The sequence below is a fragment of the Streptomyces sp. NPDC002671 genome (assembly GCF_053592475.1).
On the sequence record NZ_JBSFVU010000028.1, the window covers coordinates 20,094 to 37,538 of the forward strand.

The 17,445-nt window shown below is 69.6% G+C and carries 24 protein-coding genes; 14 read left to right on the plus strand and 10 right to left on the minus strand.

The features are described 5' to 3' along the window. Window positions 1–8 precede the first annotated feature (8 nt). The 3 genes from galT to galK are packed head-to-tail and all read left to right on the plus strand — an operon-like array spanning window position 9 to window position 3,198. On the plus strand, window positions 9–1,070 hold the full coding sequence (galT, locus tag ACWD35_RS33775; RefSeq protein ID WP_451355160.1) for a galactose-1-phosphate uridylyltransferase: 1,062 nt from the start codon (window positions 9–11) through the stop codon (window positions 1,068–1,070). Next, window positions 1,067–2,044 carry a UDP-glucose 4-epimerase GalE gene (gene galE, locus ACWD35_RS33780; RefSeq protein WP_451355161.1) on the plus strand — a complete coding sequence of 326 codons (978 nt, stop codon included), beginning with the start codon at window positions 1,067–1,069 and terminating at the stop codon, window positions 2,042–2,044. The genes galT and galE overlap by 4 nt, the downstream gene beginning before the upstream one ends. Beyond that, on the plus strand, window positions 2,044–3,198 hold the full coding sequence (gene galK / locus ACWD35_RS33785) for a galactokinase (RefSeq protein WP_451355162.1): 1,155 nt from the start codon (window positions 2,044–2,046) through the stop codon (window positions 3,196–3,198). Before galE ends, galK begins: the two co-directional genes overlap by 1 nt. A gap of 194 nt (window positions 3,199–3,392) precedes the next feature. Here the strand turns inward: galK and ACWD35_RS33790 are convergent, their stop codons facing one another. The 3 genes from ACWD35_RS33790 to ACWD35_RS33800 all read right to left on the minus strand — a co-directional run bounded on the left by ACWD35_RS33790 (window position 3,393) and on the right by ACWD35_RS33800 (window position 5,082). After that, a complete protein-coding gene (locus tag ACWD35_RS33790) occupies window positions 3,393–3,806 on the minus strand; it encodes a DUF6640 family protein (RefSeq protein ID WP_451355163.1) in 414 nt (137 codons plus the stop codon). A gap of 62 nt (window positions 3,807–3,868) precedes the next feature. Further along, on the minus strand, window positions 3,869–4,507 hold the full coding sequence (locus ACWD35_RS33795; RefSeq protein WP_451355164.1) for an FMN-dependent NADH-azoreductase: 639 nt from the start codon (window positions 4,505–4,507) through the stop codon (window positions 3,869–3,871). A gap of 86 nt (window positions 4,508–4,593) precedes the next feature. Then, window positions 4,594–5,082, minus strand: coding sequence for a luciferase domain-containing protein (locus ACWD35_RS33800; RefSeq protein ID WP_451355165.1), 489 nt, complete (start codon window positions 5,080–5,082; stop codon window positions 4,594–4,596). Between the two features lie 141 nt (window positions 5,083–5,223). Here ACWD35_RS33800 and ACWD35_RS33805 point away from each other — a divergent pair, with 141 nt between their 5' ends. After that, window positions 5,224–5,607, plus strand: coding sequence for a winged helix-turn-helix transcriptional regulator (locus tag ACWD35_RS33805; RefSeq protein ID WP_451355166.1), 384 nt, complete (start codon window positions 5,224–5,226; stop codon window positions 5,605–5,607). A 256-nt stretch (window positions 5,608–5,863) separates the two neighbouring features. Here ACWD35_RS33805 and ACWD35_RS33810 read toward each other — a convergent pair whose 3' ends face one another. Then, window positions 5,864–6,226, minus strand: a complete 363-nt coding sequence (locus tag ACWD35_RS33810) for a VOC family protein (RefSeq protein ID WP_451355167.1) — start codon at window positions 6,224–6,226, stop codon at window positions 5,864–5,866. Window positions 6,227–6,662: 436 nt separating this feature from the next. Between ACWD35_RS33810 and ACWD35_RS33815 the strand changes: the two genes are divergently transcribed. Both ACWD35_RS33815 and ACWD35_RS33820 read left to right on the plus strand, forming a co-directional pair. After that, window positions 6,663–6,836 (plus strand): hypothetical protein, encoded by a 174-nt coding sequence (locus tag ACWD35_RS33815; protein ID WP_451355168.1) that lies wholly within the window; start codon window positions 6,663–6,665, stop codon window positions 6,834–6,836. Between the two features lie 5 nt (window positions 6,837–6,841). Continuing rightward, on the plus strand, window positions 6,842–8,014 hold the full coding sequence (locus ACWD35_RS33820) for a hypothetical protein (protein ID WP_451355169.1): 1,173 nt from the start codon (window positions 6,842–6,844) through the stop codon (window positions 8,012–8,014). Here the strand turns inward: ACWD35_RS33820 and ACWD35_RS33825 are convergent. Continuing rightward, window positions 7,981–8,502 (minus strand): NUDIX hydrolase, encoded by a 522-nt coding sequence (locus ACWD35_RS33825; protein WP_451355170.1) that lies wholly within the window; start codon window positions 8,500–8,502, stop codon window positions 7,981–7,983. The two genes, ACWD35_RS33820 and ACWD35_RS33825, sit on opposite strands and share 34 nt — an antisense overlap. Window positions 8,503–8,719: 217 nt before the next feature. Here ACWD35_RS33825 and amcB point away from each other — a divergent pair, with 217 nt between their 5' ends. From amcB to ACWD35_RS33845, 4 genes are all read left to right on the plus strand, one after another. Further along, the gene (amcB, locus tag ACWD35_RS33830) at window positions 8,720–9,880 is read left to right on the plus strand and encodes a cyclophane-forming radical SAM peptide maturase AmcB (protein ID WP_451355171.1); all 1,161 of its coding nucleotides are present in this window, start codon (window positions 8,720–8,722) and stop codon (window positions 9,878–9,880) included. Continuing rightward, window positions 9,877–10,065 (plus strand): multiple cyclophane-containing RiPP AmcA, encoded by a 189-nt coding sequence (gene amcA, locus ACWD35_RS33835; protein WP_451355172.1) that lies wholly within the window; start codon window positions 9,877–9,879, stop codon window positions 10,063–10,065. Before amcB ends, amcA begins: the two co-directional genes overlap by 4 nt. A 74-nt stretch (window positions 10,066–10,139) precedes the next feature. After that, window positions 10,140–10,823 (plus strand): pentapeptide repeat-containing protein, encoded by a 684-nt coding sequence (locus ACWD35_RS33840; RefSeq protein WP_451355173.1) that lies wholly within the window; start codon window positions 10,140–10,142, stop codon window positions 10,821–10,823. Window positions 10,824–10,851: 28 nt separating this feature from the next. Next, window positions 10,852–11,625, plus strand: coding sequence for a hypothetical protein (locus tag ACWD35_RS33845; protein WP_451355174.1), 774 nt, complete (start codon window positions 10,852–10,854; stop codon window positions 11,623–11,625). A gap of 140 nt (window positions 11,626–11,765) precedes the next feature. Here ACWD35_RS33845 and ACWD35_RS33850 read toward each other — a convergent pair whose 3' ends face one another. The 3 genes from ACWD35_RS33850 to ACWD35_RS33860 all read right to left on the minus strand — a co-directional run bounded on the left by ACWD35_RS33850 (window position 11,766) and on the right by ACWD35_RS33860 (window position 13,180). Continuing rightward, the gene (locus ACWD35_RS33850) at window positions 11,766–11,990 is read right to left on the minus strand and encodes a DUF397 domain-containing protein (RefSeq protein ID WP_451355175.1); all 225 of its coding nucleotides are present in this window, start codon (window positions 11,988–11,990) and stop codon (window positions 11,766–11,768) included. 105 nt (window positions 11,991–12,095) lie between these two features. Beyond that, on the minus strand, window positions 12,096–12,323 hold the full coding sequence (locus ACWD35_RS33855) for a DUF397 domain-containing protein (protein ID WP_451355176.1): 228 nt from the start codon (window positions 12,321–12,323) through the stop codon (window positions 12,096–12,098). Then, window positions 12,320–13,180: a helix-turn-helix domain-containing protein gene (locus ACWD35_RS33860; RefSeq protein WP_451355177.1), complete on the minus strand. Its 861-nt coding sequence runs from the start codon at window positions 13,178–13,180 to the stop codon at window positions 12,320–12,322. The genes ACWD35_RS33855 and ACWD35_RS33860 overlap by 4 nt, the downstream gene beginning before the upstream one ends. A 144-nt stretch (window positions 13,181–13,324) precedes the next feature. On the opposite strand from ACWD35_RS33860, the gene ACWD35_RS33865 reads away from it, so the two are divergent. Both ACWD35_RS33865 and ACWD35_RS33870 read left to right on the plus strand, forming a co-directional pair. Beyond that, entirely contained in the window at window positions 13,325–13,753 is a 429-nt protein-coding gene (locus tag ACWD35_RS33865; RefSeq protein ID WP_451355178.1) for a hypothetical protein, read from the plus strand. Continuing rightward, a complete protein-coding gene (locus ACWD35_RS33870; RefSeq protein ID WP_451355179.1) occupies window positions 13,750–14,568 on the plus strand; it encodes an ATP-binding protein in 819 nt (272 codons plus the stop codon). Before ACWD35_RS33865 ends, ACWD35_RS33870 begins: the two co-directional genes overlap by 4 nt. Before the next feature lie 12 nt (window positions 14,569–14,580). Here the strand turns inward: ACWD35_RS33870 and ACWD35_RS33875 are convergent, their stop codons facing one another. Beyond that, a complete protein-coding gene (locus ACWD35_RS33875) occupies window positions 14,581–15,036 on the minus strand; it encodes a GNAT family N-acetyltransferase (RefSeq protein ID WP_451355180.1) in 456 nt (151 codons plus the stop codon). Window positions 15,037–15,318: 282 nt separating this feature from the next. Here ACWD35_RS33875 and ACWD35_RS33880 point away from each other — a divergent pair, with 282 nt between their 5' ends. Continuing rightward, entirely contained in the window at window positions 15,319–16,086 is a 768-nt protein-coding gene (locus tag ACWD35_RS33880) for a LuxR C-terminal-related transcriptional regulator (protein ID WP_451355181.1), read from the plus strand. On the opposite strand, the gene tamR is transcribed toward ACWD35_RS33880, so the two are convergent. Then, window positions 16,045–16,542, minus strand: a complete 498-nt coding sequence (gene tamR / locus ACWD35_RS33885) for a MarR family transcriptional regulator TamR (protein ID WP_362680698.1) — start codon at window positions 16,540–16,542, stop codon at window positions 16,045–16,047. The genes ACWD35_RS33880 and tamR overlap by 42 nt on opposite strands. A gap of 89 nt (window positions 16,543–16,631) precedes the next feature. Between tamR and ACWD35_RS33890 the strand changes: the two genes are divergently transcribed. Beyond that, on the plus strand, window positions 16,632–17,444 hold the full coding sequence (locus ACWD35_RS33890) for a trans-aconitate 2-methyltransferase (protein WP_451355182.1): 813 nt from the start codon (window positions 16,632–16,634) through the stop codon (window positions 17,442–17,444). Window position 17,445 lies beyond the last annotated feature (1 nt).

Sequence of the window (17,445 nt, forward strand, 5' to 3'; positions counted from 1 at the left end):
GAGTCCGCGTGAAGAAGACCTCGACCCGGCTGGCCGACGGTCGTGAGCTGATCTACTACGACCTGCGGGACGACGCCGTGCGGGACGCGGTCGACCGCCGCCCGCTGGAGCGGACCCACACCATGTCCGAGGTCCGCCACGACGTGCTGCTCGGCGACGCGGTCGCCGTCGCCTCGCACCGCCAGGGCCGCACCTACCACCCGCCGGCCGACGAATGCCCGCTGTGCCCGAGCCGGGGCGAGCGGCTCAGCGAGATCCCGGACTCCTCGTACGACGTCGTCGTCTTCGAGAACCGTTTCCCCTCCCTCGCGGGCGACTCCGGCCGCTGCGAGGTCGTCTGCTTCACCTCCGACCACGACGCGTCCTTCGCCGACCTCACCGAGGAGCAGGCGCGCCTGGTGCTGGAGGCGTGGACGGACCGTACGTCGGAGCTGTCGCATCTGCCCTCCGTCGAGCAGGTGTTCTGTTTCGAGAACCGCGGTGCCGAGATCGGCGTGACCCTCGGCCATCCGCACGGGCAGATCTACGGATACCCCTTCACCACACCCCGCACCGCCCTGATGCTCCGCTCGCTCGCCGCCCACAAGGAGGCGACCGGCGGGGAGAACCTGTTCGACGCGGTTCTGGAGCGGGAACTCGCCGGTGAACGGGTCGTCCTTGAGGGTGAACACTGGGCGGCCTTCGTGCCGCACGCGGCGCACTGGCCGTACGAGGTCCACCTGCACCCCAAGCGCCGGGTGCCCGACCTGCTCGCGCTCGACGAGGCGGCCCGCACAGAGTTCCCCCAGGTGTATCTGGAACTCTTGAGGCGCTTCGACCGGATCTTCGGCACCGGTGAGCCTCCGACGCCCTACATCGCGGCCTGGCACCAGGCCCCGTTCGGCGATCTGGAGGAGTTCGACGGCGTCTCGCGCGACGATTTCGCGCTTCACCTCGAGCTTTTCACCATCCGCCGCACTTCCGGCAAGCTGAAGTTCCTCGCGGGTTCCGAGTCCGGCATGAACGTGTTCATCAACGATGTGCCGCCGGAGCGCGCGGCCGAGCGACTGCGAGAGGTAGCGAGTTCATGAAGTACCTGGTGACGGGCGGGGCGGGGTACGTCGGCAGCGTGGTGGCCCAGCATCTGCTGGAGGCCGGCCACGAGGTCACGGTCCTCGACAACCTCTCCACCGGCTTCCGCGAGAGCGTGCCCGCGGGCGCGGCCTTCGTCGAGGGCGACATCCGCGACGCCGCCAAGTGGCTCGACTCCTCCTATGCCGGCGTGCTGCACTTCGCCGCCTCCTCGCAGGTCGGCGAGTCGGTGGTGAAGCCGGAGAAGTACTGGGACAACAACGTCGGCGGCAGCATGGCCCTGCTCGGCGCGATGCGCGAGGCGGGCGTGCGCCGGCTGGTCTTCTCCTCCACGGCCGCCACCTACGGCGAGCCGGAGCAGGTCCCGATCGTGGAGACCGCCCCGACCAAGCCCACCAACCCCTACGGCGCCTCCAAGCTCGCCGTCGACCACATGATCACCAGCGAGGCGCACGCCCACGGCCTGGCGGCGGTGTCCCTGCGCTACTTCAACGTGGCGGGGGCGTACGGCACGTCTTCCAATGTCATGGTCGGCGAGCGCCACGACCCCGAGTCGCACCTCATCCCGCTGGTCCTCCAGGTCGCCCAGGGCCGCCGCGACGCGATCTCGATCTTCGGCGACGACTACGCCACCCCCGACGGCACCTGCATCCGCGACTACATCCACGTCGCGGACCTGGCGGAGGCGCACCTGCTGGCGGTTCAGGCCGCGCAGCCGGGCGAGCACCTGATCTGCAACCTCGGCAACGGCAACGGCTTCTCGGTCCGCGAGGTCATCGAGACCGCCCGCTTGGTCACCGGGCACCCGATCCCCGAGGTGGTCGCCCCGCGCCGGGGCGGCGACCCGGCGGTGCTGGTGGCCGCCGCGGACAACGCCCGCGAGAAGCTGGGCTGGAACCCGTCCCGCGCGGACCTCGCCGGGATCGTCGCGGACGCCTGGGAGTTCGCACAGAGCATCGCAAGGGGGCAGTAGTGGAGGAACAGCAGGTCCGGGCGCGGTTCGCCGAGCTGTACGGAGCCGAGCCGGAGGGGGTGTGGGCGGCGCCGGGCCGGGTCAACCTGATTGGCGAACACACCGACTACAACGACGGCTTCGTCATGCCCTTCGCCCTCCCGCACCAGGCGACGGCGGCCGTCTCGCGCCGGGAGGACGGCGTACTGCGCCTGCACTCGGCGGAGGCCGAGGGCGGGATCGTGGAGCTGCGCCCGGACGCCCTGGCCCCGCAGAGCGACGCCGGCTGGACGGCGTACCCGGCGGGCGTGGTCTGGGCGCTGCGCGAGGCGGGCCACGCGGTGACGGGCGCGGACATCCACCTGTCCTCCACCGTCCCGACGGGCGCGGGCCTGTCCTCCTCGGCCGCCCTGGAGGTCGTGATCGCGCTCGCGCTGAACGACCTCCACGGCCTCGGCCTCCAGCGCTGGCAGCTGGCCCGCCTGTGCCAGCGCGCGGAGAACGTCTACGTGGGCGCGCCGACCGGGATCATGGACCAGACGGCCTCGGCCTGCTGCGAACAGGGCCACGCCCTGTTCCTCGACACCCGCGACCTGTCCCAGCGGCAGATCCCCTTCGACCTGGCCGCCGAGGGCTTGCGCCTGCTGGTCGTCGACACCCAGGTCAAGCACGCCCACAGCGGCGGCGAGTACGGCAAGCGCCGGGCGGGCTGTGAGAAGGGCGCGGCGCTGCTCGGCGTGGACGCCCTGCGCGACATCCCCTACGGCGACCTGGACGCGGCCCTGGCCCGCCTGGGCGACGAGGAGGAGGTACGCCGCCTGGTCCGGCACGTGGTCACCGAGGACGAGCGGGTCGAACGCACGGTTGCCCTGCTCCGCTCCGGCGAGACCCGCGCCATCGGCCCCGTCCTCACCGAGGGCCACGCCTCCCTGCGCGACGACTTCCGCATCTCCTGCCCGGAGCTGGACCTGGTCGTCGACACGGCCCTCGCGGGCGGCGCCCTGGGCGCCCGCATGACCGGCGGCGGCTTCGGCGGCTCGGCGATCGTCCTCGCGGAGGCGACAGACGTCGACACGCTCACCAAGGCGGTGGAGGAGGCCTTCGACGCGGCGGGCTTCACGGCACCGCGTGTGTTCGAGGCGGTGCCTTCGGCGGGGGCGCGGCGGGTCGGCTGACCTTGCGCAGGCCGTCAGCCCCGTACAGCTGTGCGGGGCTGACGGCCTTTCAAGGAGCGGGGGCCAGGTGAAGGACGAGTAGATCGCGGCCCACTTCGACGGCCGCGGAGGGGCCGCGCGGCTATGTCTACCTCGGCACCGCCACCGCGGCAGCCCTCGTGATCTGGCTTCGGACATGACCGCCCGGACAAGTCCTAAGCGATGTGGTGCTCCAGACGTCGGTGCTCAAGGAAGTACGCGAGTGCGTTGAGGGCCAGCATGGTTGTGGCGAGGGCGGGCTGGATGGGCGGAACCCAGTCGCCGTCGACGAGGGCGGTGCCGGGGTAGAGGATCGCCGACAGCTGGGTGATCCAGTACAGCGACTCGGCCACGACGATGACCTGGACAAGGGAGCGCGTCCAGGCGCCCCGGTGCGCCCACAGCAGGTACAGGCCGATCAGGCCGAGTGCGGCGCCCATGCTCATGGTCTGGGCGTTGTGGAACTTGGCGTGCGGCGGCCAGTTGGGGTTGTAGATGTGGGTCTTGTTCCAGTCCGCGATGTAGGCGCCGGTCATGGTGACCAGTGAGGTGAGGGTCAGCAGGACCTTCCCAGTGGTGATCTTGGGCATGGGGTTTCTCCTCGGGGGTGAGTGGTGTGCGCGGCGGGCGTGGTGGCGGGTCCCGGAACGGGTCAGGCGGCGATCTGACCGCGGAACTTCTCGGCCTGCCGGCGGGCCCGCTGGTGCGCGTCGGTCAGGGACGCCTCGTGGAGCGGGATCAGGTGGGTCAGCGCCGGGACGACTGGCGCCATGGTCAACTCGGGCGTGAGCGAGGTGACTTCGAGGCCGAGCATGTCGTGCAGGATCGTCTCCAGCGCGGGCACGACGAAGTCCTTGCCGTGGTTGGGGGTGCCGGGGCCGTAACCGCCGCCGCGTGCCGAGACCACCAGGGCCGGACGGCCGGACGCCGCGGGACCGTCGGGGAAGCCGAAGGTGCGGCCCTTGACTATGACCTGGTCAAGCCATGCCTTGAACGCCGAAGGCATCGTGAGGTTGTACATCGGCACGGTGAACAGGTAGGCGCTCGCGCCGAGGAACTCCTCGATGAGTTCGTCCTGGACAGCGGCGGCCGCGGCTTGTTCCGGAGTGTGCAGGGCGGGGTCGGTGCCCCAGGCCGCTATGCCCGCCGCGCCCAGGTGGGGTACGGGCGAGGCCGCCAGGTCCCGGTGGATGACCGGCGCGTCCCAGGTATTCCGGAAGGAGCCGGCGACCTGGGACGACACCGAATCGGCGCCGAGCGAGGAGGAGTCGATGTGGAGCAGGTAGGACATGGAGGAGCCCTTGCTGGTCGGTGTGGAGAACGAGAAATGGGCAGGGCGGAGCCGCAGGCGGGGCTGGTGCGGTGTGGGGAGAGCGGTCAGGCCGCGGCGGGCCCGGCGGTTGGTGCGTGGCCGGTGGCGTACCGGTAGGAAGCGGCGATGACCTTCTTGGCCACCTCCAGTTCGGCCTCGTCGCGCGGGGCGTAGAACATGACGACGTTGGCGCCACGGCTGTAGAGCGGGTGCTTCTCGCCCCATCCGGAGGCCAGGAACGCGGCGTGGTCGGCTGGGTCCAGGGCCAGGTGCAGGCTGCCGTCGGCGTGCAGGTGTACGAACTCCGCGTTTCCGCGCGGCAGGAACAGCCGGGCACCGCGGGCGGGGGCGGCATCGCTGAGGAACACCGCCCAGGTGCTGGGGACGGAGATCTCGCTGCGGCCTGAGACGGTGCCGGGGAGCGCGGTGGCCATCCATCGCCGCAGTGCCTCCTTGATCTGCGGCGGGCTGGGCTGGGTGAGCTGCAGGTGGGGGACCTCGGGCCCGGTCTCGGGTCGGTCACCCGCACGCTCGGGCAGCGCGGGGAACGTCATGGTGGTGCCTCTTTCGGTAGTGCGCTCGGCTCGCTCGCTGACACCACCAAGCTAGTATCCTCGGGATAGTGGTTTCCTCCAGGAAAGTACCCCCGGCCGCTGAGTACAGGGAGTGCGGGCGCGAGCGGAAGGAAAGGTGCCGTGACCGAGCCGACGCAGCAGGTGTGCCCGATCAACCCGGTGGTGGAGCTGGTGTTCAGCCGCTGGACCACCCCGATCCTGTGGGCCCTCGAACACCACGGACGCTCGCGCTTCAACGAACTGCAGCGGCTCCTGCCGGCGATCACGCCGAAAGTGCTCACCCAGCGCCTGCGCCAGCTGGAACGGGACGGCCTGATCACCCGCACCTACCATGCCGAGATCCCGCCGAGGGTCGAGTACGCCATCAGTGAGCTGGGCCGCACCCTCGTCCCCGTCTTCGACGCCATCGCCAGCTGGTCCGACGCCCACCTGCCCCAGGTCACCACTGCCCGCCGGGCCTACGACACGGCACGCGCGGAGGAAGAAGCCTGGGCGGAGGGCTGAGGAGGAGTAGTTGTCCTTACGCCAGCCACCGCGAGCCCACCAGTGGTTCTGCAGGACGTTGCGGGCGGTCTGCTCGGGGGTTCCGGAGGCCCAGGGCTGTGGGAAGTACACGGCGCCGGGTGGGACAACGCCGTCGGCCGCCACCTGCGCCAGCTCGTCGAGCTGGTCGTCGTCGGGGACGCGCAGGACCAGGTCGGGGGTGGTGAGCTTGAGCTGGGTGAGCGGCCAGTGGCGCATGGGTGCCCTCCGCGAGGTTTCAGAATCCGTCGATGCCGATCACGTTGCCGAACGGGTCGGTGAGCTGTGCGATCTTGCGGCCGGTGCCGTCGCCGACGTCGAGAGGGCCGCGGTGGTGGGCGCACCCGGCGTCCAGGAGGCGCTGTCGTACGGTGTCGACGTCGTCGACGCACCAGTACGGCACGGGGCTGCCGCCGCGCCGGTTGCGCTTCTCGTCCAGGGGGTGGAAGCCGAACTCGACGCCTGCGACGTCGAGCCAGGCGTAGACGGCGTCGCCGTCGATGTCCAGGTGCACCTCGGTCTCAAGGACGCTGCCCCACCAGCGGGCGGACTTCTCCGGGTCTTCGGTGAAGATCATGATGGCGCGGATGCCGTTGAACACTGGTGCCTCCGTCGGTCACTGGTCGACGCCGTGAAGGGAAGTTAGACCGGTCGAGTTGGCGAACGCGGTCAGCGCACGCACGAGGCCGGCGTCACTCCATTGGGCGCCGAGATCGTTGGTGTGACGACGGTATGCCTGGCGGACCCGGCGCGGGGCCACTCCAGGTTGAGCCTGGACGGAAGAGCTGTCAGGTGCCAGACCCCTTCGGCGTGGTGATCGACTTGGACGGCCCGTAGCAGCCTGGCCGTGAACACGCTTTGGTGGAAGCCGAGTTGGGTACGGTCCGGCCGGGCTATCCGTTTCGGGACGCGGAGGCGACAGCATGAAGAGGGCTCGGGCCGGGCTTGCAGCGTTCGAGGGCAGAGTGGGCGAAGCGGCCCGGACCCTGCTGCACAACCAGGGATACGACGGTGGGTGGGGCCTCACCCTCACCTCGGTGTCGTCGATCGTCAACACCAGTGAAGTCCTTCCGATCCTGCGGGCCGCAGGCATCGCGGGACAGCCGGTGCGCCTGGCGCTCGACTTCCTGGCAGCGCCATTCCGGAGCACTGTCGGCCCCGCCACAAGGGCGGCCGGGGTGAGCACACCCGGTTCATCGCCTTCGGCCTGACCGGGTTGCTGTCCCACCCGCGCTTCTTCCACCACGAGGGTGTCGCGGGGGCCGCGGCCTGGTGCGTCAACTGGCTCGAGGACCACCACGTCGACCACGGCTGGTCCGAGGTGCTCGGGCTCGACGACACCTCGCTGCACCAGACCGCCCTCGCCGTGCACGGGCTCGCCCAGCTCAGGGACACCCTGCACGAACTCGGCCCGGGCCTCGTCCTTCCTGGCGGGGTGGACACCACAAGCCTGCTGGAGCGAGTCGAGCCGCTGATCGACCACGGTGTCCGCGGCCTGCTCTATCACCGTCGGCCCAGCGGCGCCTGGGGGTGGCGCACCTACGTGGATACCGACCCGAGCCCGAGCAAGACCGCGCTGTGCCTGCTGGCGCTCTCCACGGTCGCCTGCGGGACCGGCCCCGGTGGCGATCCCGCGTACCGGGACGTGCCCCGGGATACCGGAGGCGTCCACGGCCCGGTGCAGAGGAAGCGGCTGTCCGAGGTGGTCGTCGAGGCCGGGCAGTGGCTGCTCCGCAACCACCACCGCTGGGAGACCTTCGTCGAGGACGACAAGGACGTGCAGGGCACCGCGTGGGAGCACATGGCGTACGCGCTGTGCACGCAGGCGTCCATTCGGGCCGGGGCCAACCCGCGCGATTCCCGGCTGACCAAGGCATGGCGGCTGATGAACGAGCTGTGGGACCCCGGGGCCGGGATGTGGAACGAGCCCGGGGCCTCGGGTAAACGCGCCACCATCCGCGCGGCGTACTACACCGTCTCGGCCTACCAGGAGGCACTCGATCGGCTCGCCTGGATCGGCCTCGGCGAGGAAGCCGGGGCCGGCGATGGCGCCATCGCGGTGGAGATCCGCATCACGGGCGCCGAGCTTGCCGACGGGCACTCGGTCCTGCTGACCACGCCAGACAGCGACGGCCCGGTGGTGTGTGCGCTGTCGGAGCGGCTGTTCGACCTGGCGAAGGTCGTGCACGACGGCCCCGATGTGGGCTTGTCGACCGAGGAAATCGCCCAGGCCCTGTTCGTCGCGCCGTCGTCGGTGCCCAAGTACGTCCAGCGCCTGAACCAGGCGGTGTCCGCCGCCCTCGGCGGCGCCCCGGCGCGGCTGCTGCATGCCTTGACCGTGAACGGGGCCAGCGGTTACGCCTGGGCGCGCTCGGAGGCGACCGGATAGTTCAGCAGAGCGAAGCGCGCCAGGGAGCGGACCTGTTCGAAGGTCGGCAGCTTCTCCAAGTCCTCCAGGCCGAACCACCCGGCCCCGTGCACTTCCTCTAGCTGCGCCTCCACGGGCTGCTCGCTGGTGCCCTCCTGGCGGCGCACGTAGTAGAACTGGACCAGAGCCGGGGTAGCGAACCCTTCCCGTTCGATGTCCACGTAGAACGGCACCGGCTCCGGGGTGGCATTGTCGTCGGCCGGGTGGATGGCTGGCTGGCTGGAGATCGCCTCCACCAGCAGGCCAGTCTCTTCCTTGAACTCCCTCTCGGCCGTGCCGGCGAACGATTCGCCGGGCTCGATGTGGCCGCCGGGCGGGACCCACTTGTCGAAGCGGTTGTGGTGCACGAGCAGGACCTTGCCGCGCTCGACGAGGTAACCCGAGCAGATGTACACCAGGCCGATGTCGCGGGCGGACTGGCCGTCGTGGATCAGAATCAAGCGAGGCACGCTCGCCACGATAGCCCACCACCTCTCTCACGAACTCGCCAGCTGGGCATCGGACTTGACCCATATGTCATCGGGCGCCGGATGACACGTCATCGGCGATGACATCGCAATGTCATCGCGTGCACGTCATGACTGGCCCGAGGGTGGACGCGTGCCTGCCCCTGCCGGATCGGCCGCGGTGGGCGATGCCCCTGTCTTGATGAGGGAGAGGACCGCGATGCGCACCCGCACCTCCGGCTGGCATGCCCGCTACGACCAGTGGTTCACGTCCCCGCAGACCGTGGTTGTCCAGCCCACGCGCTTCTGCAATCTCGACTGCCGCTACTGCTACCTGCCGTTTCGGAAGCTCAAGGACCAGATGCCTCTGGAGGTCGCCGATGCCCTGGCGACGTCGGTCGCCCAGCTCACGGATGGCGGCGGCTCGCCGATCGGGATCGTCTGGCACGGCGGGGAGCCCCTGGCCGTCGGCCCGCAGAAGTTCACCACGCTGCTCGCCCCGTTCGAGGCTCTGCGCCGGGCGGGCCGTGTCCACCACTACGTGCAGACCAACGCGACGCTGATCACCGACACCTGGTGCGAGCTGCTGACCGCGTACGACATACGGGTGGGCGTGAGCATCGACGGCCCCGCCGCAATGAACACCGACCGTGTCGACCCGCGAGGCAAGCCCGCCTTCGACCGGATCCTGCGCGGCATCCAGCGCCTGCGCGCGCACGGCATCTCGTTCTCCGTGATCTCGGTCGTCGGCACCGAGTCCATATCCAGGCCCGAGGAGCTGCTGGAGTTCCTGGCGGAGCTGGGCTGCCACTCTGCGGGTTTCAACATCGAGGAGGTCGAGGGCGTCAACACCGACCGGCAGGCGCCCGCACCGGAGCAGGCCGAGGAATTCTGGAGCCGCACTCTCACCTGGTCCGGAGCCCGCGGCGACCGCGTGAAGGTCCGGGAGCTGGAACGCCTCGCCGAGTACCTGCACCTGATCCGCACCGGGCAGCGCGACGAATGGAACGAGCGGCGCCACGACCCGATCCCCACCGTCTCTGTCACGGGCGACGTGGTGCTGCTCTCCCCGGAGCTTGCCGACACCACCGACCCCGCCTACGACGATTTCCGCGCCGGAAACGTCCTCGACCAGCCCCTGGCCGAAATCCTCAACCGCGCACACCGGCTCCGCTATGTCCGCGACTTCCTCACCGGCCTGGAGAACTGCCGGGCCGGGTGCGCGTTCTTCGACTTCTGCCGCGGAGCCCAGGCCGCCAACCGCTACTTCGAGAACGGCAGCCTGCAGTCCACCGAGACCAACTACTGCCGGGTTTCCCGGCAGGCCCTGGTCACGGCCCTGTCCACCCTCGCAACAACGGAGAAGGGACGAGCAGCATGACACTCCTGGACCAATTGGCCACATCCGACGCGCCCGTCGTGGTGGACTTGATCTCCACCCACGGCGCCCCGGCCCCCGTGATCACGGAGGCGGCGTGGGACAACAAGCCCACGTGGGACAACTGGAAGAAGAGCCCCGCGCCTTTCGACAACCGCCCCACCTGGGACAACTGGAAGAAGAAGTGACCCACGCCGGCGGCGCTCCCGCCACGGGCGCGCCGCCGGCCCCGCACAGGCCCACCTCGTCGGAAGGCATCTCGATGGGAACCCGCACGATCCGCCGCACGAGCGTCACCCTGCCCTCGCTGGACGAGCCCGGCCTGTACCTGTCCAGCGTGACCTCGCTCGAAGGCGGTCGCGGCCAGGTCGCGGAGTTCCACTACGGCGACGCGGACCTGCGCGCCTTGGATCTGGCTGACACGCACCTGATCGACGGACGCGTCACCGGACTGAGGACCCAGCGCACCCGGCTGGATAAGCTCCGCGTTGATTCGGTGGAGTTCACCGGATGCGACCTGTCCTCCCTGCACTGGTCGGACAGCAAGGTCACCCGCGCCGTCTTCCGCGACTGCAAGCTGATGGGCGCCATGCTGGAGGACGTCACCCTCGACGACGTCCTGTTCGAGAACTGCAAGCTCGACTACAGCACCCTCATCCGCGTCCGCGCCACCGGACCGGTGATCTTCTCCCAGTGCTCCCTGCGCGAGGCCACGTTCGACGGAGACGACCTGAGCGCGGCGGCGTTCGACGAGTGCGATCTGCGGCTGGCCGAATTCGACGGCGGCAAATACCGCGGCCTGGACCTGCGCGGCAACGACCTCTCCCAGCTCCGCGGCCTTGCCTCACTCAGGCAAGTGATCATCGACCGCGCACAGACGCTGCAACTGGCCGAGGCCCTCGCCGCCGAGTTGGACGTCACCTACGGCGAGGACCTGCCCGAGTAGAGGCCTCCATGACGAAAAGGGGACACCCATGGGCATACGGCTGGCGTTCACCGCACTCGATGAACTGATCGGCCGCTGCGAGATCACTACGGTCCGGCTGACCAACAGGGAGGCGGGGTACGACGACGGTGCCGTTGTCCCCCACGGCCCCTGGCAGCCGCTCACCACCGAGGACACCGAGCACCTTCAGGCTGACGACAGCACGCCGGAAAGCATCCGCATCGAGCTGGTGCGCCGACCGCTGCCGTCTTTCGCCGCGGACGACCAGGCGGGCCGCCTTGCCGCCGCCGCGCACCTGGACCCGCTGCCCGGCCGTTGGCCGTCCCAGCTCCTGGGTTGCACCGCCAGCCCAGGCGGCTCGCTCACCACCACCACGGACTCCACCACCGGACGCCGCATCGGTCTGCACGTCGACAACTTCGACCGGCTGCCGTGCGCACAGCGCCACGAGGGGCGCCGACGCCTCTGCCTCAACCTCGGGCCCGGCCCGCGCTACCTGCTGCTCGCCGACCGCGACGTCCAGCAGATCTGCCGGGACCTTGGCGCGGACGTGCAGCACCACTACCCGCATACCGACGACGTGCGCCGGTATGTGGCCGCTGGCCATCTGCTGAGCTGTCTGCGCATCCGCTTCGAACCGGGCGAGGGTTACATCGCGCCGACCGAACTCCTGCCACACGATGGCTCCACCGCCGGCGTCGGGCACCCGTCGGTCGCGGCCTTCTGGTTGGGGCGCCACCATCCCGGCGCCCGCGACTGGGAGGGTCCTCGACCGCCCGGCGATCCGGCAGATCGTCCGTGATTGTTCGGTACGGCATCCGCAGGTGAGTGGCGTGCGTGAGTCGGCCGCGACTGCGGGAGTCCATGGGGTGAGTGCGCCACCCTGAGGAACCTTCGGAATCCCGTACGGCGACCTGGTCGTCGTTCCTGCTCAGGCCGCGGTTACGGCAGCAGAAGGTTGCGTTGCCCCTGCTGGATGCCTCCGGTGAAGGCGCGGTAGTCATCCTCGGATATGACGAGCACCTTGGCCTCGGGGCCACCGACATCATTGGAGTCGCGCAGTGCGACAACACCGTCAACGAAAGCGATCTCCAGGCAGTTGTCGCCACCGTTGCTCAGGTCGCTCTTGCCCCATACGGCAGCGGAGAGGTCGACCTTCTTGTTCATGTGTAACGGTCCTTGACGAGATCGTGGATACAGGTCTGGTGGGAAGTGCAGCAGGTGGAACGGGCCGTCACATGCCGGCCGGAAGGCTCCGACGCCGGACCGGTATCACCGCGTTTCGCGTATGGTCACGCGCGCTTTCAAGTCATTGACGAAGGCGGCAAAGGCACTGGTCGGCACGGTCACTATGCCCTGAAGCGGGGCCTTCGAGTCGCGTAGCGAGGTGACCAAGCCGCAGGGGCCCACCTCGACGCAGTCGCTTCCGGCTCCACCACTGTACGAGGACTTGAACCACCGGACGTCGTCGCTGTCGGCTTCCCGAGCCAATCCCATCATCGCTCCCTGCGTACCGCGGTGAACTCTTTGGCGATCTCCGCGAGCAGGCTGCTCGTGTCCGAGGGACTGAGCGCCTGTGAACGCAGATACTCGAAGACCACCCTATGCCGCTCCAACTCGGCTGACTTCTCCAGGTACAGAGCACCGCTGAGATTGCTGAGATGGACCACGTCGAGCGATGGCTCGGGGCCGCGGATGATGATGAAGCTGGTGCTTTCGGCGGCGTGTGCCCCGGCGCTGAAGGGCAGGATCTGCACGGTGATGTGTGGCGTGCCGGAGGCTTTGCGCAGGTGTTCCAGCTGTTCGGCCATGACCTCGGGCGATCCGACGCGGCGCCGGACGACGGCTTCGTCCAGGATGGCCCAGATATGAGGCGGGGTCTCCCTCTTGAGTACCTCCTGCCGCTTCATCCGGACGTCCACCATCCGCTCGATCAACTTGGCCTCGGCGCGGATTTCGGCTGCCTGGATCACGGCAGTCGCGTATTCGCGGGTCTGCAGCAACCCAGGTACGTAGGTGTTGGCCCAGTGGCACTCTTCGACTGCTTCGTCCTCAAGCGTCAGCAGCGGTGTGATCCAGCCGGGGATCGCGTCGTGGTAACTCTTCCACCACCCTTGAAGTTTGGCGTTCTTGGCCAATGAAACGAGTGTGGCGCGTTCCTCGTCAGTGGTGCCGTATGCGCGACACAGGGCATCCACCACCAGCCACTTCACCGGTCCGTGATTGGACTCGTAGCGGTTCACCGTTGCCCGGGACACCCCGGCAGCTTCGCCGGCCAGCTCAAGAGTGAGGCCTTTCAGAACCCTCAGCCGCTTGAGTTCGGCGCCGAGTTGGCGACGCCTGGTGGTTGGCCCCACGGCTGTCCTTTCTCTTTTGCGCCTGCGTCATCGTCGAGGCGCTCTGGTCGGGTTGGCAACAACGCTCACACACGTCTGTGCGGAAAGGTGTCACCCACACGGGGGAATTCTGAGAGATGCTCGTCGTGAGATTCTCATGGAGAGATGCTCGGTGTCACACTCCAAGTGGTGCAGAGCGAGGCGAAGCTCGCCGCTCCTGCTGGTCTGCCGCGCATGTTCAGCCACTTCAAGGGAGTCCTCATGCCACGACTGATCAAGCAACTTGCTTATTACGCAAGGGTGTTGCTCATTGCGCGGGCGGGGCGCCACCGCGCTGAGCCTCCACCGCTGCCGCGTTCGGCACGGCCGTTACGGCCCGCTCCGCGCCGTACCCCCGTCGCTCCAAGTGTCCGCCCCTGGTACGAGCCCATCGACGGCACCTCCACCCCCCTCGTCCGCCCCTACCTCACCGCGTACGAGCGCGAGGAGAAGGCCCGGATCCAGCGGCTGCGCCGGGACATCCTCTGGTGTGCCACGTACGGCGTCGACCTCGACACCCGCGACATCCACGCATGCCTGGGAGCGGCCTCATGAACGACATGAACGGTGAGGCGGACCGCGTACGGCTTCTGCCCTGGACCGGTGCACATGGCCAGCCCTCCCTCCTCCTCACGGACGGCGACGGCACCGCCTCCAAGCTCGCCGACCGGATTGAGAACGTGCAGCTCGGCCTCGCGGACCGGCTGCTGGGCCGTACTCGACAGGCACTCTCGGAGTGCAGCCCTGACGCGGGTGATATCGCTGGGCTGGCAGCCCAGTTGGTCGATGCACTCGCCGATACGTTGCTCATCGCGAAGTCCCGAGGCGCCCGCCTCGGTGGAACGGGGCGAACTCTCGCGGGTGACGTCCCCGCGGTGCCATTGCCCGTCGAGGTCGTCAACGGCGTAGTGGCCGACGGCCTTGCCGCGCCCCGGGCGTACGGCGTGCACTCCTTTCCCGGCGACGACCTCGCCTCCGCGCCCGCGGCCCGGCGCCATGTGCGTGACACGGCCCGATCGTGGGGCCTGCCTCCCGGAGTCACGGACGACCTGGAGACGATCGCCGGAGAGCTGGTCGCGAACGCCCTGGAGCACAGCGACAGCCTCACCATCACGGTCACCTGCGCCCTCACGGCCCGGTCGGTCACGATCAGCGTGACCGACGAGGGCAACGGGAGCGCGCCGGTGCCTCACGTCATGCCAGCCAGACTGTCAGGACCGGACCAGGAAGAGGGTCGTGGACTGCTGATCGCCGAAGCCCTGGCCACCCGGTGGGGAACCCGGTGGACCGGAGACAGCCTGACGGTCTGGGTCGAGGTCCTCATCGACGACGGCGCCCAGAAGGATAAGGGGCTCGCTCCGGAGCCGTAGGGGCGCGCGTGTTCAGGCCAGGCGCTTCGTCAGCGTGTACTCCGTGATCCCCGGCGGATAGTCGGGGATCACGCACACCACGTCGTAGCCCTGCTTCTTGTAGAACTCGGGGGCCTGGAACTCCCAGGTCTCCAGGCGGGCGCCCGTGCAGGCGCGGTCGGCGGCGGCGATGCGCTCGGCCTCCGCGAGGAGCCGCGAGCCCAGCCCCGTGCCGCGGTGGCGGGCGTCGACCCACAGGTAGGTGACGTGCAGCCAGGTCGTCCAGGTGTGGCCGACCAGGCCGCCGGCCAGGTCTCCCGACGCGTCCAGGGCCCAGACGTGGAGGGGGACTTCGCGTTCGCCCGGGCCGCCGCGCAGGGCGGCCAGGACCGGTGAGGCCGCCGTGTTGGTGTCCCGCAGCCGCGAGCGCAGCAGTTCTCGTCGTTCCTTGTCGACTTCCGCCTCAATACGAAACATGTGCCACACCATAAACGCGCCCGACCGCCAGTTCTGCAAATGTCCTTCCGCTCTGTGCTCCCATCCGTACTCTGAGGTACTACACCGGTGGGGGCCGGTGCTGATCAGGGGGCGAGACAGGCGGGTACGTCGCCCGCGGTGGGGGTAGCAGTCTCCGCAACGGCGGCGGCCGTGCGGTGGGTGCCCTTGTCCGTGGGTGTCGTGCTCGCGCGGGTCGTCGTTCTCCGGAGCCTTCCGGACATTTCCGGACCTGGATATCCCCTGCTCCGTGCGGAGTCTGGGGAAGGGGGTTTCGTGGTTCGTATCCGAGTCCTGGTCGTCGACGACCACCGCATCTTCGCCGAGTCGCTCGCCGCCGCCCTGGCCGCCGAGCCCGACGTCGACGTCTTCGCCGCCGGCAGCGGCCCGGCCGCGCTGCGCTGCCTGGAGCGGGCGGCGGGGGAGGGCCGCCGCTACGACGTCCTGCTCGTCGACGCCGACCTGGGCGGCAGCCTGCCCGGGGCCCGCCCGGCCGTGCCCGTGCATGAGGGCGACGAGGAGGGGCTGGTCGACGGGATCTCGCTGGTCGCGGGGGTCCGGGTGGCGCAGCCCGGGGTGCGGCTCGTGGTCCTCGCCGAGAAGGACGACCCCCGGCGCGCGGCGCTCGCGCTCCAGGCCGGTGCCTCCGGCTGGGTCGCCAAGGACTGCTCGCTGTCCCGGCTGCTGGCGGTGATCCGGGGCGTGCTGCGGGACGAGACCCATCTGCCGCCCGCCCTGCTCACCGGGGTCCTGAAGGAGCTGACGGCCGCGCGCAAGCACCGCACCGAGAGCGAGCTGCTGGTGGAGTCCCTCACCCCGCGCGAGCGGGAGGTGCTGCGCTGCATGGTCGCGGGGCTGGGCCGCAAGGCCGTCGCCGAACGGCTGTTCCTCTCCCCGCACACCGTCCGCACCCACATGCAGAACGTCCTCGGCAAGCTGGGTGTCCACTCGACGCTGGCCGCCGTGGCGCTGGCCCGGCGGGCCGGGGTGGGGCCGGCTGAGCTAGCCGGGGATGTTGTCGAACGGGGCGGTCAACTGGCGTAGCAGGCCCGCGAGTTCGGCCCGCTGGGTGCGGGACAGCTCGGCGAGGATCGCCCGCTCCTGCTCCAGCAGGCCGGCCAGCGCCTGGTCCGCGCGGTCCCGGCCCGTGTCGGTCAGCCGGACCAGCACACCCCGCCGGTCGCTCGGGTCGGGCAGCCGCTCCACCAGGCCCTTCTTCGCCAGCCGGTCGATCCGGTTGGTCATCGTGCCCGAGGTGACGAGGGTCTGCGTCAGCAGCTGCCCAGGGGAGAGCTGGTACGGCGTGCCCGCGCGCCGGAGCGCGGTCAGGACGTCGAACTCCCAGGGTTCCAGCTGGTGCTCGGAGAACGCGAGCCGGCGTGCGCGGTCCAGGTGCCGGGCCAGCCTGCTCACCCGGCTGAGCACTTCCAGCGGCTCCACGTCGAGGTCCGGACGCTCCCGGCGCCACGCTGCCACCAGCCGATCGACCTCGTCCTCCATGACGATCAGTGTAGTGGTTCTGTCGACATTAAGTCTCTTGATTTCAAGTTTCTTGACATCGAGATAAATTGGGGAGGACAGTAGCTGCCATGACCAAGCCGACCTGGGATCCCGACCAGTACCTCCGTCACGCCGGCCACCGCGCCCGCCCTTTCACGGACCTGCTCGCCCGTATCCCCGCGCTGCCGGAAGACCGCCCCCGCATCGCCGACCTGGGCTGCGGCCCCGGCAATGTCACCGTCATGCTCGCCGACCGCTGGCCCACCGCGCACATCACCGGGTACGACAACTCGGCCGAGATGCTCGACAAGGCACACGTGGACTTCGAGGGGCCGACGGCCGCCGGTGGCCGCCTCGACTTCGCCGCCGCCGACGTACGCACCTGGCGGCCCGAGGAGCCGTACGACCTGATCGCCAGCAACGCGACCTTGCAGTGGGTGTCCGGCCACGTGGACCGCTTCGCCGACTGGATCGCCGCCCTGAAGCCCGGCGGCACCTTCGCCTTCCAGGTCCCCGACAACATCGACGCCCCGCTGCACGCCCTGATGCGCGAACTGGCCGCCACCCCCCGCTGGAAGAGCCGCCTCGGCGGCATCCTGCGCCGCGAGGACTCCGTCCACGAGCCCGGCGTCTACCTGGACCGCCTCGCCCGCCTCGGCTGCGCCGTGGACGTGTGGCAGACGACGTACTTCCACGTCCTGCCCGGCGAGGACCCGGTCCTGGACTGGGTGAAGGGCACGGGCCTGCGCCCCGCCCTGACCGCGCTCGCCGACGACCCCGAGGCCCGCGACGCGTTCCTCACCGAATACCGGGACCTGCTGCGCGAGGCCTACCCGAGCGCCCCGTACGGCACGGTCCTGCCCTTCCGCCGGCTCTTCGCCGTGGCCGTGAAGGAGGCCTGAC

Bases quoted from the DNA above. Each gene is read 5' to 3' on its own strand.
- amcB (WP_451355171.1), top strand. From the start codon at position 8,720: ATGCGCACCCGCACCTCCGGCTGGCATGCCCGCTACGACCAGTGGTTC.
- ACWD35_RS33855 (WP_451355176.1), bottom strand. From the start codon at position 12,323: ATGATGGGATTGGCTCGGGAAGCCGACAGCGACGACGTCCGGTGGTTC.
- amcA (WP_451355172.1), top strand. From the start codon at position 9,877: ATGACACTCCTGGACCAATTGGCCACATCCGACGCGCCCGTCGTGGTG.
- ACWD35_RS33790 (WP_451355163.1), bottom strand. From the start codon at position 3,806: ATGCCCAAGATCACCACTGGGAAGGTCCTGCTGACCCTCACCTCACTG.
- ACWD35_RS33865 (WP_451355178.1), top strand. From the start codon at position 13,325: ATGCTCGGTGTCACACTCCAAGTGGTGCAGAGCGAGGCGAAGCTCGCC.
- ACWD35_RS33800 (WP_451355165.1), bottom strand. From the start codon at position 5,082: ATGACGTTCCCCGCGCTGCCCGAGCGTGCGGGTGACCGACCCGAGACC.
- tamR (WP_362680698.1), bottom strand. From the start codon at position 16,542: ATGGAGGACGAGGTCGATCGGCTGGTGGCAGCGTGGCGCCGGGAGCGT.
- galE (WP_451355161.1), top strand. From the start codon at position 1,067: ATGAAGTACCTGGTGACGGGCGGGGCGGGGTACGTCGGCAGCGTGGTG.
- ACWD35_RS33870 (WP_451355179.1), top strand. From the start codon at position 13,750: ATGAACGACATGAACGGTGAGGCGGACCGCGTACGGCTTCTGCCCTGG.
- ACWD35_RS33795 (WP_451355164.1), bottom strand. From the start codon at position 4,507: ATGTCCTACCTGCTCCACATCGACTCCTCCTCGCTCGGCGCCGATTCG.
- ACWD35_RS33850 (WP_451355175.1), bottom strand. From the start codon at position 11,990: ATGAACAAGAAGGTCGACCTCTCCGCTGCCGTATGGGGCAAGAGCGAC.
- ACWD35_RS33845 (WP_451355174.1), top strand. From the start codon at position 10,852: ATGGGCATACGGCTGGCGTTCACCGCACTCGATGAACTGATCGGCCGC.
- ACWD35_RS33875 (WP_451355180.1), bottom strand. From the start codon at position 15,036: ATGGTGTGGCACATGTTTCGTATTGAGGCGGAAGTCGACAAGGAACGA.
- ACWD35_RS33840 (WP_451355173.1), top strand. From the start codon at position 10,140: ATGGGAACCCGCACGATCCGCCGCACGAGCGTCACCCTGCCCTCGCTG.
- ACWD35_RS33890 (WP_451355182.1), top strand. From the start codon at position 16,632: ATGACCAAGCCGACCTGGGATCCCGACCAGTACCTCCGTCACGCCGGC.